At 62.4% G+C, this 13,244-nt stretch carries 18 protein-coding genes; 10 read left to right on the forward strand and 8 right to left on the reverse strand.

The genetic code is table 11. The features are described from left to right. Nucleotides 1–5: 5 nt before the first annotated feature. From mlaD to QMX96_RS10485, 3 genes are read right to left on the reverse strand one after another with little or no spacing between them, the layout of a single operon-like run. A complete protein-coding gene (gene mlaD, locus QMX96_RS10475) occupies nt 6–473 on the reverse strand; it encodes an outer membrane lipid asymmetry maintenance protein MlaD (RefSeq protein ID WP_043862450.1) in 468 nt (155 codons plus the stop codon). Further along, nucleotides 473–1,270 carry a lipid asymmetry maintenance ABC transporter permease subunit MlaE gene (mlaE, locus tag QMX96_RS10480; protein ID WP_043862451.1) on the reverse strand — a complete coding sequence of 266 codons (798 nt, stop codon included), beginning with the start codon at nt 1,268–1,270 and terminating at the stop codon, nt 473–475. Before mlaE ends, mlaD begins: the two co-directional genes overlap by 1 nt. Further along, nucleotides 1,270–2,079, reverse strand: a complete 810-nt coding sequence (locus QMX96_RS10485; RefSeq protein WP_043862452.1) for an ATP-binding cassette domain-containing protein — start codon at nt 2,077–2,079, stop codon at nt 1,270–1,272. The genes mlaE and QMX96_RS10485 overlap by 1 nt, the downstream gene beginning before the upstream one ends. Nucleotides 2,080–2,335: 256 nt before the next feature. Here QMX96_RS10485 and QMX96_RS10490 point away from each other — a divergent pair, with 256 nt between their 5' ends. From QMX96_RS10490 to QMX96_RS10535, 10 genes are all read left to right on the forward strand, one after another. Beyond that, nucleotides 2,336–3,310, forward strand: a complete 975-nt coding sequence (locus tag QMX96_RS10490) for a KpsF/GutQ family sugar-phosphate isomerase (RefSeq protein WP_043862453.1) — start codon at nt 2,336–2,338, stop codon at nt 3,308–3,310. Next, nucleotides 3,311–3,835 (forward strand): HAD family hydrolase, encoded by a 525-nt coding sequence (locus QMX96_RS10495; protein ID WP_043862454.1) that lies wholly within the window; start codon nt 3,311–3,313, stop codon nt 3,833–3,835. A gap of 8 nt (nt 3,836–3,843) precedes the next feature. Continuing rightward, complete coding sequence (gene lptC / locus QMX96_RS10500) at nt 3,844–4,416, forward strand: LPS export ABC transporter periplasmic protein LptC (RefSeq protein WP_282361762.1); 573 nt, start codon at nt 3,844–3,846, stop codon at nt 4,414–4,416. Continuing rightward, nucleotides 4,403–4,927: a lipopolysaccharide transport periplasmic protein LptA gene (gene lptA / locus QMX96_RS10505; protein WP_054916380.1), complete on the forward strand. Its 525-nt coding sequence runs from the start codon at nt 4,403–4,405 to the stop codon at nt 4,925–4,927. The genes lptC and lptA overlap by 14 nt, the downstream gene beginning before the upstream one ends. Next, nucleotides 4,928–5,653 (forward strand): LPS export ABC transporter ATP-binding protein, encoded by a 726-nt coding sequence (lptB, locus tag QMX96_RS10510; protein ID WP_043862457.1) that lies wholly within the window; start codon nt 4,928–4,930, stop codon nt 5,651–5,653. Between the two features lie 188 nt (nt 5,654–5,841). Next, nucleotides 5,842–7,335, forward strand: a complete 1,494-nt coding sequence (locus QMX96_RS10515) for an RNA polymerase factor sigma-54 (RefSeq protein WP_043862458.1) — start codon at nt 5,842–5,844, stop codon at nt 7,333–7,335. An 82-nt stretch (nt 7,336–7,417) separates the two neighbouring features. Then, entirely contained in the window at nt 7,418–7,726 is a 309-nt protein-coding gene (gene raiA, locus QMX96_RS10520; protein ID WP_043862459.1) for a ribosome-associated translation inhibitor RaiA, read from the forward strand. Between the two features lie 12 nt (nt 7,727–7,738). Further along, nucleotides 7,739–8,203, forward strand: a complete 465-nt coding sequence (ptsN, locus tag QMX96_RS10525; RefSeq protein WP_043862460.1) for a PTS IIA-like nitrogen regulatory protein PtsN — start codon at nt 7,739–7,741, stop codon at nt 8,201–8,203. 2 nt (nt 8,204–8,205) lie between these two features. After that, entirely contained in the window at nt 8,206–9,060 is an 855-nt protein-coding gene (gene rapZ, locus QMX96_RS10530; RefSeq protein WP_043862461.1) for an RNase adapter RapZ, read from the forward strand. Nucleotides 9,061–9,080: 20 nt separating this feature from the next. Further along, entirely contained in the window at nt 9,081–9,353 is a 273-nt protein-coding gene (locus QMX96_RS10535) for an HPr family phosphocarrier protein (protein ID WP_043862462.1), read from the forward strand. A gap of 15 nt (nt 9,354–9,368) precedes the next feature. Here QMX96_RS10535 and QMX96_RS10540 read toward each other — a convergent pair whose 3' ends face one another. Genes QMX96_RS10540 through QMX96_RS10560 form a run of 5 tightly spaced genes read right to left on the reverse strand, consistent with a single transcriptional unit; the run spans nt 9,369 to nt 13,148 of the window. Further along, on the reverse strand, nt 9,369–10,262 hold the full coding sequence (locus QMX96_RS10540) for a ZIP family metal transporter (RefSeq protein ID WP_078479973.1): 894 nt from the start codon (nt 10,260–10,262) through the stop codon (nt 9,369–9,371). Nucleotides 10,263–10,273: 11 nt separating this feature from the next. Further along, complete coding sequence (locus QMX96_RS10545; RefSeq protein WP_043862464.1) at nt 10,274–10,885, reverse strand: superoxide dismutase; 612 nt, start codon at nt 10,883–10,885, stop codon at nt 10,274–10,276. Between the two features lies 1 nt (nt 10,886). Continuing rightward, the gene (locus QMX96_RS10550) at nt 10,887–11,348 is read right to left on the reverse strand and encodes a hypothetical protein (RefSeq protein WP_043862465.1); all 462 of its coding nucleotides are present in this window, start codon (nt 11,346–11,348) and stop codon (nt 10,887–10,889) included. 29 nt (nt 11,349–11,377) lie between these two features. Further along, nucleotides 11,378–12,754, reverse strand: a complete 1,377-nt coding sequence (locus tag QMX96_RS10555) for a class II fumarate hydratase (RefSeq protein ID WP_282361766.1) — start codon at nt 12,752–12,754, stop codon at nt 11,378–11,380. Next, nucleotides 12,747–13,148, reverse strand: coding sequence for a hypothetical protein (locus QMX96_RS10560; RefSeq protein WP_043862467.1), 402 nt, complete (start codon nt 13,146–13,148; stop codon nt 12,747–12,749). Before QMX96_RS10560 ends, QMX96_RS10555 begins: the two co-directional genes overlap by 8 nt. Nucleotides 13,149–13,244: the final 96 nt, after the last annotated feature.

Below are 13,244 nucleotides of genomic sequence, written 5' to 3' on the forward strand. Positions count from 1 at the left end.
ACTCCTTATTTAGCTTCTTTGCCAACGGTATTGAGCAAAAACTTGCCAATCAGATCTTCCAGTACCAGCGCCGACTGGGTGTCATGGATGGTTCCACCTTCCTTGAGCACCGCTTCCTCACCGCCCACGCTGATGCCGATGTACTTCTCGCCGAGCAACCCGGCGGTCAGGATCGAGGCGGTGGAATCGGTCGGCAGGTTGTCGACGCGTTTTTCCAGCTGCAACGTCACCCGACCGGTATAGGTATCGCGGTCCAGATCGATGGCCGTGACCTTGCCGATGGTTACACCGGCCATGGTCACTTTAGCTCTGACAGTCAAACCGGCGATATTGTCGAAGTAGGCGTAAAGTTTATAGGTATCGCTGCTCGGGCTGGCGGACAGGCCGCTGACGCGCAGGGCCAGCAGAAGCAGTGCCAGGATCCCGGCCAGGAGGAACAGGCCGACACCGATTTCCAGGGTGCGGTTTTGCATCAGAAATCTCCAAACATCAAGGCGGTCAGAATAAAGTCCAGACCCAGGACTGCCAGCGAGGCATAGACCACGGTCTTGGTAGTGGCACGGCTGATCCCCTCTGAAGTGGGCTCACAGTCATAGCCTTGGAATACGGCAATCCAGGTGACGACGAAGGCAAACACGAGGCTCTTGAGCACCCCGTTGAGTACATCGTCGACGAACGAAACGCTGTTCTGCATGTTCGACCAGAAGGAACCTTCATAGACTCCCAGCCAGTCCACCGCCACCCAGGACCCGCCCCAGATGCCGACCACGCTGAAGATCATCGCCAGCAGCGGCAGCGAGATGAAGCCGGCCCACAGGCGCGGTGCAACGATGTACTTGAGCGGGTCGACGCCGATCATCTCCAGGCTCGACAGCTGCTCGGTGGATTTCATGTTGCCGATTTCGGCGGTCAGCGCCGACCCGGCCCGCCCGGCGAACAGCAGCGCGGTCACCACCGGGCCCAGTTCACGCAGCAGGGTCAGGGCAACCATCTGCCCCACCGCCTGTTCCGAACCGTACTTGGTGAGGATGCTGAAGCCCTGCAGGGCCAGCACCATGCCGATGAACACGCCGGACACGACGATGATGGCCAGCGACATCACGCCGACCGAGTACAGCTGCTTGACCAGCAACTGGAACCCGCCGCCAATCCCGCCGCGCCCCACCAGGGCATGCAGCAGGAACAGGCAGGAGCGCCCCAGCACGGCCACCACGTCGATCGCGGAGCGACCAAACAGACGAATACGTTCGAGCAATGACTTTCTGCGCATCAACGCTTCCCCAACAGATCGGCGCGGTAATCAGGCGCAGGAAAATGAAAGGGCACCGGGCCATCCGGATCGCCTTTCATAAATTGGCGGATACGCGGGTTGTCCGACTCCATCAGCTCCTGCGGCGTACCCTGGCCCAGTACCTGGCCGTCCCCCACCACATACAGGTAGTCGGCAATGCTCGCGGTTTCTGCAAGATCGTGCGAAACCACGATGCTGGTGATGCCCAGCGCATCGTTGAGCAGGCGGATCAGGCGTACCAGCACGCCCATGGCGATCGGGTCCTGGCCGACGAAAGGTTCGTCGTACATGAGGATCTGCGGGTCCAGGGCAATCGCCCGGGCCAGTGCCACACGGCGCTTCATGCCGCCGGACAGTTCGTCGGGCATCAGTTCGATGGCGCCGCGCAAGCCCACGGCCTGCAGCTTCATCAGCACGATGTCACGGATCATTTCCTCGGGCAGCTGGGTATGCACCCGCAGCGGGAAGGCGACGTTCTCGAACACGTCGAGGTCGGTGAACAGTGCACCGCTCTGGAACAGCACGCCCATGTGCTTGCGCGCGTCGAACAGGTCGCTGCGCGACAGGGTCGGCAGGTTTTGCCCGGCCACCCACACCTCGCCGCTGGCAGGGCGCAGTTGCGCGCCCATCAGACGCAGCAGCGTGGTCTTGCCGCACCCGGAAGGCCCCATGATGCCGGTAACCTTGCCGCGGGGAATGCGTATGTCGACATTATTGAAGATGCTGCGCGCGCCGCGCTTGAAGGTCACGCCCTTCAATTCGACCGCGTAGGCGTTATCAACGCTCATCTAAACTCCTTGCGATGCAGCCTTTTCACTCAGACGCCAACCTCCTTCATGGAGGCACGCACGCTCCGAGCGGGCCGAACAGGCGGCGAACTATAGCACCGCTGATAGAGCCACCCCAAGGCCATCACCGAGGCTGTTCAGCTCAAGTTAAGGCTCACTTAAGGTTTCTGGCAGAGCATCCTTGCAATCACAGGTGAGGCTTTGGCGCATTACCGCTATAATCCCCGCCTTTTCATCAGGCAATCCGATCTACGACATGAGCCAATCCACCGACCTGATCCAATCCGCACAGCGCACCATCCGTCTCGAGATCGAAGCGGTAGAGGGCCTGCTGGCCCATATCGACGCCGATTTCGTCAAGGCCTGCGAGCTGATCCTGGCCAGCAAGGGCCGGGTCGTGGTGGTGGGCATGGGCAAATCCGGGCACATCGGCAACAAGATTGCCGCCACCCTGGCCAGCACCGGCACCACGTCGTTCTTCGTTCACCCCGCCGAGGCCAGCCACGGCGACATGGGCATGATCACCCGGGACGACATCATCCTGGCACTGTCCAACTCGGGCACCACCAACGAAATCGTGACCCTGCTGCCACTGATCAAGCGCCTGGGCATCAAGCTCATCAGCCTCACCGGCAACCCCGACTCGCCGCTGGCCAAGGCCGCCGAGGTCAACCTGGACGCCCGCGTGGGCCAGGAGGCCTGCCCGCTGAACCTGGCCCCGACGTCCTCCACCACCGCTGCGCTGGTACTCGGCGACGCCCTGGCCATCGCCCTGCTCGAGGCGCGCGGCTTCACCGCCGAAGACTTCGCCTTCTCGCACCCGGGCGGTGCCTTGGGCCGACGCCTGCTGCTCAAGGTCGAGAACGTGATGCACGGCGGTGACGAGTTGCCCCAGGTTCAGCGCGGCACGCTGCTCAAGGACGCCCTGCTTGAAATGTCTCGCAAAGGTTTGGGCATGACCGTGGTGCGCGAAAGCGACGGCCGCCTGGCCGGGGTGTTCACCGACGGCGACCTGCGCCGCAGCCTGGATCGCAACATCGACGTGCACACCACGCTGATCGACGAAGTGATGACCGTACACGGCAAGACCGCCCGCGCCGAGATGCTCGCGGCCGAGGCCCTGAAGATCATGGAAGACCACAAGATCAGCGCGCTGGTGGTGGTGGACACGCTCGACCAGCCGGTCGGCGCCCTGAACATGCACGACCTGCTGCGCGCCGGAGTGATGTAAATGAACGACGATCTGCTGCAACGCGGCAAGGCCATCAAGCTGGCGGTATTCGATGTGGACGGCGTGCTGACCGACGGTCGCCTGTACTTTCTCGAGGACGGCAGCGAATTCAAGACCTTCAACACCCTCGACGGCCAGGGCATCAAGATGCTCATGAACTCGGGCGTGACCACCGCGATCATCAGCGGGCGCAAGACGCCGGTGGTCGAACGTCGTGCGAAAAACCTCGGCATCCCGCACCTGTACCAGGGCCGCGAAGATAAACTGGTGGTGCTCGACGACCTTCTTGGTCAACTGGGCCTAAGCTATGAACAGGTTGCCTACCTGGGCGACGACCTGCCAGACCTGCCGGTGATTCGCCGGGTCGGCTTGGGCATGGCCGTAGCCAGTGCCGCTCCGTTCGTGCGCCAGCACGCCCATGGCGTGACCCTTGCGCGCGGTGGCGAAGGCGCAGCCCGCGAGTTCTGCGAACTGATCCTGCAAGCCCAGGGCAACCTGGACGCGGCGAATGCCAACTACCTGTAGAGCGATCCATGTTCAGTAAAAAGATCCGCAATATCGCGCTGTTCAGTGTGATCGCTGCCTTGTTTGCAGCGGTCGGCTACTGGAACATCAGCCCCGAGACGTTCCTCGACAAGCCCGCAGCGCAGGTCGACGAAAGCGCCATCGACTACTACGCCATCAATGCCCACAGCGTGCAGTTTCTGCCCGATGGCAAGCTGCAGTACGAGATGACCGCCGACAAGGTCGAACACCTCAAGGTCAGCGAAGTGACGCTGCTGACCACGCCGGACCTCAACATGTACCGCGGTACCGCCTACCCGTGGCACGTGCAGAGCACCCGCGGCGAGGTCAACCCGGACGGCACCGAAGTGGAACTGATCGACAACGTGCGGGTTGCCCGCACCGACGACCAGAACCGCGAAACCATCATTACCACTACCCGCATGACAGTCTTCCCGCAGAAGCAATATGCGCAGACCGAGCAAGCCGTTAGAATCGACGGCGCCGGTGGCACAACTACGGGCAAGGGAATGAAAGCGTATCTGAAAGACGGCAGGATGAACCTGCTGTCCAACGTAAGAGGACAGTATGAGGCTCGTTAAAACCCTCCCCTTTTTGCTCAGCCTGAGCGCAGCACTGGGAAGCGCGAGCGCCTGGGCCCTGCCGAACGACCGTGATCAGCCTATCCGTATCCAGGCTGACCAGGCTCAACTGGATGACAAGAAAGGCGTTGCCACCTATACCGGTGACGTGATCATCACCCAGGGCTCGATGATGATCAAAGGCAACACCGTGACCATCACCCGCACTGCCTCCGGCGATATCGACGTCGTGACCTCGGTGGGCAACCTGGCCTACTTCGAGCAGCAGCAGAGCGCAGCCAAGCCGGACAAGATGCAGGGCTACGGCAAGACCATTCAGTACAATGCGCCACAGAACCGCATCGTGCTGATCGACCGCGCCAAGGTCATCAATGAAGGCAACACCACCGAAGGCGAGAAAATCGTCTACGACACGGTGAAGCAGATCGCTACCGCTGGTCGCGGTGGCAAAGTCACCGAGTCGCGTCCGCGCATCGACATGGTGATCCAGCCGAAGAAGAAGGCCGAGTAGATGGCAACCCTCAAAGCCCAGCACCTGGCCAAGGCCTACAAAAGCCGGCAAGTCGTGCGTGATGTCAGCCTGTCCATCGACAGCGGCCAGATCGTCGGCCTGCTCGGCCCCAACGGCGCCGGCAAGACCACCTGCTTCTACATGATCGTCGGCCTGGTACAGGCCGACCAGGGCCGCGTGCTGATCGACGACCTGGACGTCAGCCACCAGCCCATGCATGGTCGCGCACGTGCCGGCATCGGCTACCTGCCGCAGGAAGCCTCGATCTTTCGCAAGCTGTCGGTGGCCGACAACATCATGGCGATCCTCGAGACCCGCAAGGAGCTCGACCGCGATGGTCGCCGCAAGGAGCTTGAAAGCCTGCTGCAGGAATTTCACATCAGCCACATCCGCGACAACCTGGGCATGAGCCTGTCCGGTGGTGAGCGGCGCAGGGTGGAGATTGCCCGGGCACTGGCCACCGCGCCCAAGTTCATCCTGCTCGACGAACCTTTCGCCGGTGTCGACCCGATCTCCGTGGGCGACATCAAGCAGATCATCCACCACCTGAAGGCCAAGGGCATCGGCGTGCTGATCACCGACCACAACGTCCGTGAAACCCTGGATATCTGCGAGACCGCCTACATCGTCAACGATGGCCAGTTGATCGCCGAAGGCGATGCACAGACCATCCTGGCCAACGACCTGGTGAAAGAGGTGTACCTCGGCCACGAGTTCCGCCTGTAAGCTGCGGCACATGGCTGAACATGGCGCTGCCTGGGCGCTGGCAAATGGCTCCACCCGGGGTTAATTGTTCCAGCGCTCTAGGCAAACGCTTTGATTTCAGGCATATAATTTGCTTAAAGTTGGCGCCTCTCGCGCCCTTGTAGTAGATGGCGCCTGTGCGCCGGCGAATAAGGTGTTAAGCCCCAGCCATGAAACCATCGCTCGTCCTAAGAATGGGCCAGCAACTGACGATGACTCCTCAGTTGCAACAGGCTATCCGACTGCTCCAGCTCTCCACCCTGGACCTGCAACAGGAAATCCAGGAGGCGCTGGAGTCCAACCCGATGCTCGAACGCCAGGAAGAAGGCGAGGATTTCGACAACAGCGACCCGATGGCCGACAACGCCGAGACCAAGCCGGTTGCCGAACCTCAGGAGAGCAGCTTCCAGGAGTCCGCCCCCACGGTGGACAACCTCGAAGAAGGCGAATGGAACGAGCGCATCCCCAACGAACTGCCGGTCGACACGGCCTGGGAAGACATCTACCAGACCAGCGCCAGCAGCCTGCCCAGCAATGACGATGACGAGTGGGACTTCACCACCCGCACCTCCGCCGGCGAGAGCCTGCAGAGCCACCTGCTGTGGCAGCTCAACCTGGCACCGATGTCCGACACCGACCGGCTGATTGCCGTGACGCTGATCGACTGCATCAACAACCAGGGGTATCTCGAGGAAACCCTCGAAGAGGTGTGCGAGTCGTTCGACCCGGAACTGGACATCGAACTCGACGAAGTCGAGGCCGTGCTGCACCGCATCCAGCAGTTCGAGCCCGCCGGCATCGGTGCCCGCAACCTCAGCGAATGCCTGCTGCTGCAACTGCGCCAGCTGCCGCCGCGTACGCCGTGGATGGCCGAGGCGCAGCGCCTGGTCAGCGACTACATCGACCTGCTCGGCAGCCGCGACTACAGCCAGCTGATGCGTCGCATGAAGCTCAAGGAAGACGAACTGCGCCAGGTCATCGAACTGGTACAGAGCCTCAACCCGCGCCCCGGCTCGCAGATCGAGTCCAGCGAAGCCGAATACGTGGTGCCCGATGTCATCGTGCGCAAGGATTCCGACCGCTGGCTGGTCGAGCTGAACCAGGAAGCCGTGCCGCGCCTGCGGGTCAACCCGCAATACGCCGGTTTCGTGCGTCGCGCCGACACCAGCGCCGACAACACCTTCATGCGCAACCAGTTGCAGGAGGCGCGCTGGTTCATCAAGAGCCTGCAGAGCCGCAACGAGACGCTGATGAAGGTGGCCACGCAGATCGTCGAGCACCAGCGCGGCTTTCTCGACCACGGCGACGAGGCGATGAAACCGCTGGTACTGCACGATATCGCCGAGGCGGTGGGCATGCACGAGTCGACCATTTCGCGGGTGACCACGCAGAAATACATGCACACCCCGCGCGGCATCTACGAACTGAAATACTTTTTCTCGAGCCACGTGAGCACCTCCGAGGGCGGCGAATGCTCGTCCACGGCGATCCGCGCGATCATCAAGAAACTGGTCGCGGCTGAAAATCAGAAAAAGCCATTGAGTGACAGCAAGATCGCTGGTTTACTGGAGGCACAAGGCATCCAGGTAGCCCGTCGCACCGTCGCCAAGTACCGCGAGTCCCTTGGCATTGCACCGTCGAGCGAACGCAAGCGATTGATGTGACATCCCCTGAGATGTGCCACCGCAATTCAGTGGCAGGCGCAACACCTGCCTCTTATGCACCGGCAACAAAAGGAGAAGCTGTATGCAAGTCAATATCAGTGGACAGCATGTAGAAGTCACTCCGCCACTGCGCGAGTATGTCGAGCAGAAGCTGAAACGACTGGAGGGTCACTTCGACAAGATCACCAACGTGACGGTGATCATGAAGGTCGAAAAGCTTCAGCAGAAAATTGAGGCTACCTTGCAGATCCCGGGCGGCGAAGTGGTTGCCAACGCCGAACATCAAGACATGTATGCAGCGATCGACGCCCTTACCGACAAGCTCGACCGCCAACTGAAAAAACACAAGGAAAAACAGCAAAGCCTCCTGCAAGGTGCAGCGGCCCGCTGATCCCCCCCACCCATGATCCGACTAGAAGATATCCTGACCCCCGGCCGTTCCCTCGTGAACGTGCCGGGCGGCAGTAAAAAGCGTGCGCTCGAACAGATTGCCAATCTGATCGGCAAGGAAGTACCCGAGCTGGACACCCAAACCGTGTTCGAGAGCCTGATCGCCCGTGAAAAACTGGGTTCGACCGGCTTCGGCAATGGTATCGCCATCCCCCACTGCCGCTTGAAAGGTTGTGAAAAACCGGTAAGCGCCCTGCTGCACCTGGACGCTCCCATCGACTTCGACGCCATCGATGGCGCCCCCGTCGACCTGCTGTTTCTGCTGCTGGTCCCGGAAGCCGCCACCGATGCGCACCTTGAGCTGCTGCGCCAGATCGCCAGCATGCTCGACCGCAAGGACGTGCGCGACAAACTGCGCGCGGCCACCGATAGCCAATCCCTGTACCAGGTCGTACTGGACGTGCAAAACGGGCACTGAACATGCGCTTGATCATCGTCAGCGGTCGCTCCGGCTCCGGCAAGAGCACCGCGCTCGCGGTACTTGAGGACAACGGCTACTACTGCATCGACAACCTGCCTGCCGGGCTGTTGCCGCAACTGGCCGAAAACGCACTGATCAATACCGAGCTGCTGCAGCCGCTGGTGGCCGTTTCCATCGACGCGCGCAACCTGCCCAGCCACCTGAGCCGCTTCCCCGAGCTGCTGGAGGATGCCCGCAGCAAGCACATCCATTGCGATGTGGTGTACCTGGACGCCGACGAGGAAACCCTGCTCAAGCGCTTCTCGGAGACGCGCCGGCGCCACCCGCTGACCAACACGCAACGCTCCCTGGCCGAAGCCATCCGGGTAGAGAGCGACCTGCTGGGGCCGATCGCCGACCTGGCCGACCTCAAGATCGACACCACCAACCTCAACCTGTACCAGCTGCGCGACTCGATCAAGCTGCGCCTGCTCAACCAGCCCGAGCCTGGCACGGCGTTTCTGGTGGAGTCGTTCGGCTTCAAGCGTGGCATGCCGGTCGACGCCGACCTGGTGTTCGATGTGCGCTGCCTGCCCAACCCCTATTGGAAGCCCGAGCTGCGGGATCATTCGGGGTTGGAGCAACCGGTCATCGACTACCTGGCCGCGCAACCGGACGTCGAGGAGATGTTCCAGGACATTTCGTCGTACCTGCTCAAGTGGCTGCCACGGTTCGCCGCCAGCAACCGGGCCTATGTCACCATCGCCATCGGCTGCACCGGCGGTCATCATCGCTCGGTGTACATCACCGAACGCCTGGGCCAGGTGCTGCAACAAACATTGAAGAACGTCCAGGTTCGCCACCGCGACCTCTAGCCCTCAGGATCCCGCCCGCGATGCCCGCAATTGAAATCGAGATTATCAACAAGCTGGGGCTGCACGCCCGGGCAGCGGCCAAGTTCGTTGGCGTGGCGGGCAAGTACCCGTGTTCGGTGCGTGTAGGCCGTACCCCGGAGTCGATGGTCGATGGCAAGAGCATCATGGCCGTGATGATGCTCGCCGCCGGCAAGGGCACGAGCATCCACCTCAAGACCGAAGGCGAACAGGAAGCCGAAGCGCTGCAAGGCCTGGTCGAACTGATCAACAACTATTTCGACGAAGGCGAGTAACCTCGCCTTCTCGCTTCAGGACAACGCGGTATCCATCACCATCATCAGGCAGAACCCGATGCACAGCCCCAGGCTGGCCAGGCGATGATTGCCGTTGCTGCGTGACTCGGGAATGATCTCCTGGGTCACCACCAGCAACATGGCCCCGGCAGCGAAAGCCAGGCCCAGCGGCAGCATCAGTTCGGCGACGCTCACCACCCACGCGCACAGTACCGCCGCCAGTGGCTCCACCAGCCCGGATGCCGCGCCGATCACAAACGCCTTGAAACGGCCCATCCCCGCTCCAGCCAGCACCAGCGCGATCACCAGCCCCTCTGGCACATCCTGCAGGGCGATACCCATGGCCAGGCTGTCGGCATCCGGCATGCCGCCACCGGCCGACACCCCGATGGCCATGCCTTCGGGGATGTTGTGGGCAATGATGGCAATCACGAACACCCAGATGCGCGCCGGAATCACCGGCCTGCCGGGCACGGCGACCAGGTCGTCCGGTGTTGCGCCCGAGACCCTGCGGTCCACCAGGTAGATGCAGAACGCACCGAACAGCAGGCCGAAGCTGATCAGGCCACCTGCCCCCCATTTGCCGAAGCCGACCGCCTGTGCGGCGTCCAGCCCCGGGATGATCAACGAGAACGCCGTGGCGGCCAGCATCACGCCTGCGCCGAACCCCATCAGGGTATCGGCCACGGCCACCGGCATGCTGCGAATCACCAACACCGGCACTGCGCCCAGGGCAGTGCCCAGCGCACACATGGCCCCGCCCTCAAGCGCACGCAACATCCGCGGTTCCAGGTCCAGCCAGGCGAAGCCCTGTACCAGCAGCAACGCCGTCCCCACCAACAGCAGCAGTGTGCCCAGCGCCAACCTGAACAGGCGCACACCGCCAATGGCCATCACCTCCGAGCGCATGCCGCTAGGACTCACACCAGGGCAGCAACGTAGCGACGCTCTACTTCGGACCAGTTGATCACGTTGTAGAAGGCGCCGATGTATTCGGGGCGACGGTTCTGGTACAGCAGGTAGTAGGCATGCTCCCACACGTCCAGGCCAAGAATGGGCGTATTGCCATTCATCAGCGGGCTGTCCTGGTTGCCGCTGCTCTCTACCACCAGGGTTTTCTGCGGCGTTACGCTCAGCCACGCCCAGCCACTGCCGAAGCGGGTCAGCGCAGCCTTGGTGAAGGCGTCCTTGAATGCCTCGAAACCGCCCAGCTGGTCATCGATCGCCTCGCCCACCGCGCCGTGGGGCTGACCGCCGCCGCCGGGCGCCATCACCGTCCAGAACAGACTGTGGTTGGCATGCCCGCCGCCCTGGTTGATCACTGCGGCCTGCAGATTCTGCGGCAGGCTCTTGACGCTGGCGACCAGCTGCTCGATCGGCCACTCGGCGTATTCGGTGCCCTCGATGGCGGCATTGAGGTTGTTGATGTAGGTCTGGTGGTGCTTGCTGTGGTGAATCTGCATGGTCTGGGTGTCGATGTGCGGTTCCAGCGCATCGTAGGCGTACGGCAATGCAGGCAAGGTATGCGGCATATCAGTGGGTTCCATAATGAAGGGCTGGGGGCTGTAGTTGTTCCTGGCCGGCAAACAGTGCCGGCTGCGCCCCCTGGCGGTAGAGCAGGCGTTCGGTACGGGGGTACTGGCCATACTCGCTGATGAAATTGAGCAGTTCGGTGTAGGTCTTGCTGCTCTGGCGCAGCGCCGCATCGCGCAGCAACGGCGAAAGGCGCTGATCCTGGCTGGCCTGCAACAGGCGCTGGTGGATGGCGCATAGGTACTCGGCGCTCTCCTGCGGCTGCTTGAGGCGCAAATGCAGGTCGGCCAGGTTGTGGTGCGAAATCACACAGGCGGCCACCGCCTCGTCGGCGTCCTGCCAGCGCTCGAACAACACCTGGGCCAAGGCCAGGGCCTGCAAGTACAACTCGCGGGCATCCACCAGATCGCCCTGTTGGAACAGGCGGTTGGCTATTTCAGTGGTGCGTTTCCAATGCTGCATGACAGAAACCTCCGAAGCGGTGGGCGGTGTCAGATACCGCCGGCCGTGAGTTTTTCAGGGTCGAGCAGGACTTCCAGCTGGCTGCGCGGCAGGTCGGTGTGTTCCAGCGCAACCTCGATGATCGGGCGCCCCTGCTTGTAGGCGGTCTTGGCGATTTCGGCAGCCTTCTGGTAGCCGATGATCGGGTTCAGCGCGGTCACCAGGATCGGGTTGCGCGCCAGGGCTTCCATGAGCTTGGGTTCGTTGACCTTGAAGGTGGCGATGGCCTTGTCGGCCAGCAGACGGCTCACATTGGCCATCAGCTCGATGCTGCCCAGCAGGTTCTGCGCAATGATCGGCAGCATCACGTTCAGTTCGAAGTTGCCCGACTGGCCCGCCACGGCGATGGCCGCGTCGTTGCCGATGACCTGCGCGGCCACCATGGCGGTGGCTTCCGGAATCACCGGGTTGACCTTGCCCGGCATGATCGAGGAGCCGGGCTGCAGCCCTTCAAGCTCGATCTCGCCCAGCCCGGCAAGCGGGCCGGAGTTCATCCAGCGCAGGTCGTTGGCGATCTTCATCAGGGCCACCGCGGTGGCCTTGAGCTGGCCGGAAACAGCCACGGCGGTGTCCTGCGAGCCGATCAGGGCAAACAGGTTTTCCCCCGGCACGAACTGCACCCCGGTCAGGCCGCTCAGTTGCTGGCTGAAACGCGCGGCGAACGCGGGGTGGGCGTTGATCCCGGTGCCCACCGCAGTGCCGCCCTGGGCCAGGGCCTGCAGGCTTGGCAGGGTGTCGTTCAGGTGACCGATGCCCGCCTTGACCTGTGCCGCCCAGCCGCCCAGCACCTGGCTCATGCGCACGGGCATGGCGTCCATCAGGTGGGTGCGACCGGTCTTGATGAACGGGTGCACCTGCTCGGCCTTGTGCTCGATCACCTGCACCAGGTGCCTGAGCGCCGGCAGCAGTTGTTCGTGCAGGGCCAGCGCGGCGCTCACGTGGATGGTGGTGGGGATGATGTCGTTGCTGCTCTGGCCGCAGTTGACATGGTCATTGGGGTTTACCGTGTCGCCCAGCACACGGCTGGCCAGGGTCGCGATCACCTCGTTGGCATTCATGTTGGAGCTGGTGCCGGAGCCGGTCTGGTACACGTCGACCGGGAAGTGCTGCATGAAATCGCCAGCCAGCAACTGTTCCACGGCGGTGACGATGGCAGCGCCCTGTGCCTGGCTGATCTGCTCCAGCTCGACGTTGGCCTTGGCGGCGGCGGCCTTGGCCAGCAGCAGGGCCCGGATGAACTGGGTCGGCATGCGCTGCTGGCTGATCGGGAAGTTGTTCACCGCGCGCTGGGTCTGGGCGCCATACAGGGCCTCGGCCGGCACCTGCAGCTCACCCATGCTGTCACGCTCGATACGGGTATTACTCATCATCAAGTCCTTGCATCAGTTCAGCGAAAGAAATCGAAGGCAGCAGCGTGCAGTTCGCCAGTTGCAGGGCGAAGGGCTGCCAGCGCTGGCCGTGCTCGCCGCCGTCGAGCTTGCGCAGCTGCAGCAGCGGCTTCCAGGCCTGGTCCAGGCACAAGCAGCGCCAATGCCACGGCAGCATGCGGTCGCACGCGGTGTCGAGCAGCAGGCGGAAGGAAGTCAAGGCGACGGTCCAGGCCGAGGTCTCGGTGCAGCAGACCAGGTAGCGACCTTCGGCCAGGTAGTGTTCGATCAGGCGCGGCTCGTCGGGCTCGAGGGCACAGCGAATTCGCCGGCTCAGCCAGCGCCAGTTTTCGAGGTAGGGCAATTCGTGAAGGACAGGTCTCATGAACATCATCGCCTAGATAATGATAGTCATTATTAAGTGATAATCATAATCAGTTCAAGTGCGACCAAAGGCGAAAAGCAAAAAGCCCGGCACGGGGCCGGGCTT

The sequence above is a fragment of the Pseudomonas sp. PS01300 genome, assembly GCF_029960155.1.
Taxonomy (GTDB): domain Bacteria; phylum Pseudomonadota; class Gammaproteobacteria; order Pseudomonadales; family Pseudomonadaceae; genus Aquipseudomonas; species Aquipseudomonas palmensis.

Coding starts and splice junctions, on each gene's coding strand:
- lptA (WP_054916380.1), top strand. CDS start 4,403: ATGAGGCTCGTTAAAACCCTCCCCTTTTTGCTCAGCCTGAGCGCAGCA.
- QMX96_RS10540 (WP_078479973.1), bottom strand. CDS start 10,262: ATGCGCTCGGAGGTGATGGCCATTGGCGGTGTGCGCCTGTTCAGGTTG.
- raiA (WP_043862459.1), top strand. CDS start 7,418: ATGCAAGTCAATATCAGTGGACAGCATGTAGAAGTCACTCCGCCACTG.
- mlaD (WP_043862450.1), bottom strand. CDS start 473: ATGCAAAACCGCACCCTGGAAATCGGTGTCGGCCTGTTCCTCCTGGCC.
- rapZ (WP_043862461.1), top strand. CDS start 8,206: ATGCGCTTGATCATCGTCAGCGGTCGCTCCGGCTCCGGCAAGAGCACC.
- ptsN (WP_043862460.1), top strand. CDS start 7,739: ATGATCCGACTAGAAGATATCCTGACCCCCGGCCGTTCCCTCGTGAAC.
- lptC (WP_282361762.1), top strand. CDS start 3,844: ATGTTCAGTAAAAAGATCCGCAATATCGCGCTGTTCAGTGTGATCGCT.
- QMX96_RS10490 (WP_043862453.1), top strand. CDS start 2,336: ATGAGCCAATCCACCGACCTGATCCAATCCGCACAGCGCACCATCCGT.
- lptB (WP_043862457.1), top strand. CDS start 4,928: ATGGCAACCCTCAAAGCCCAGCACCTGGCCAAGGCCTACAAAAGCCGG.
- QMX96_RS10495 (WP_043862454.1), top strand. CDS start 3,311: ATGAACGACGATCTGCTGCAACGCGGCAAGGCCATCAAGCTGGCGGTA.
- QMX96_RS10545 (WP_043862464.1), bottom strand. CDS start 10,885: ATGCCGCATACCTTGCCTGCATTGCCGTACGCCTACGATGCGCTGGAA.
- QMX96_RS10535 (WP_043862462.1), top strand. CDS start 9,081: ATGCCCGCAATTGAAATCGAGATTATCAACAAGCTGGGGCTGCACGCC.
- QMX96_RS10560 (WP_043862467.1), bottom strand. CDS start 13,148: ATGATGTTCATGAGACCTGTCCTTCACGAATTGCCCTACCTCGAAAAC.
- QMX96_RS10485 (WP_043862452.1), bottom strand. CDS start 2,079: ATGAGCGTTGATAACGCCTACGCGGTCGAATTGAAGGGCGTGACCTTC.
- QMX96_RS10515 (WP_043862458.1), top strand. CDS start 5,842: ATGAAACCATCGCTCGTCCTAAGAATGGGCCAGCAACTGACGATGACT.
- QMX96_RS10555 (WP_282361766.1), bottom strand. CDS start 12,754: ATGAGTAATACCCGTATCGAGCGTGACAGCATGGGTGAGCTGCAGGTG.
- QMX96_RS10550 (WP_043862465.1), bottom strand. CDS start 11,348: ATGCAGCATTGGAAACGCACCACTGAAATAGCCAACCGCCTGTTCCAA.
- mlaE (WP_043862451.1), bottom strand. CDS start 1,270: ATGCGCAGAAAGTCATTGCTCGAACGTATTCGTCTGTTTGGTCGCTCC.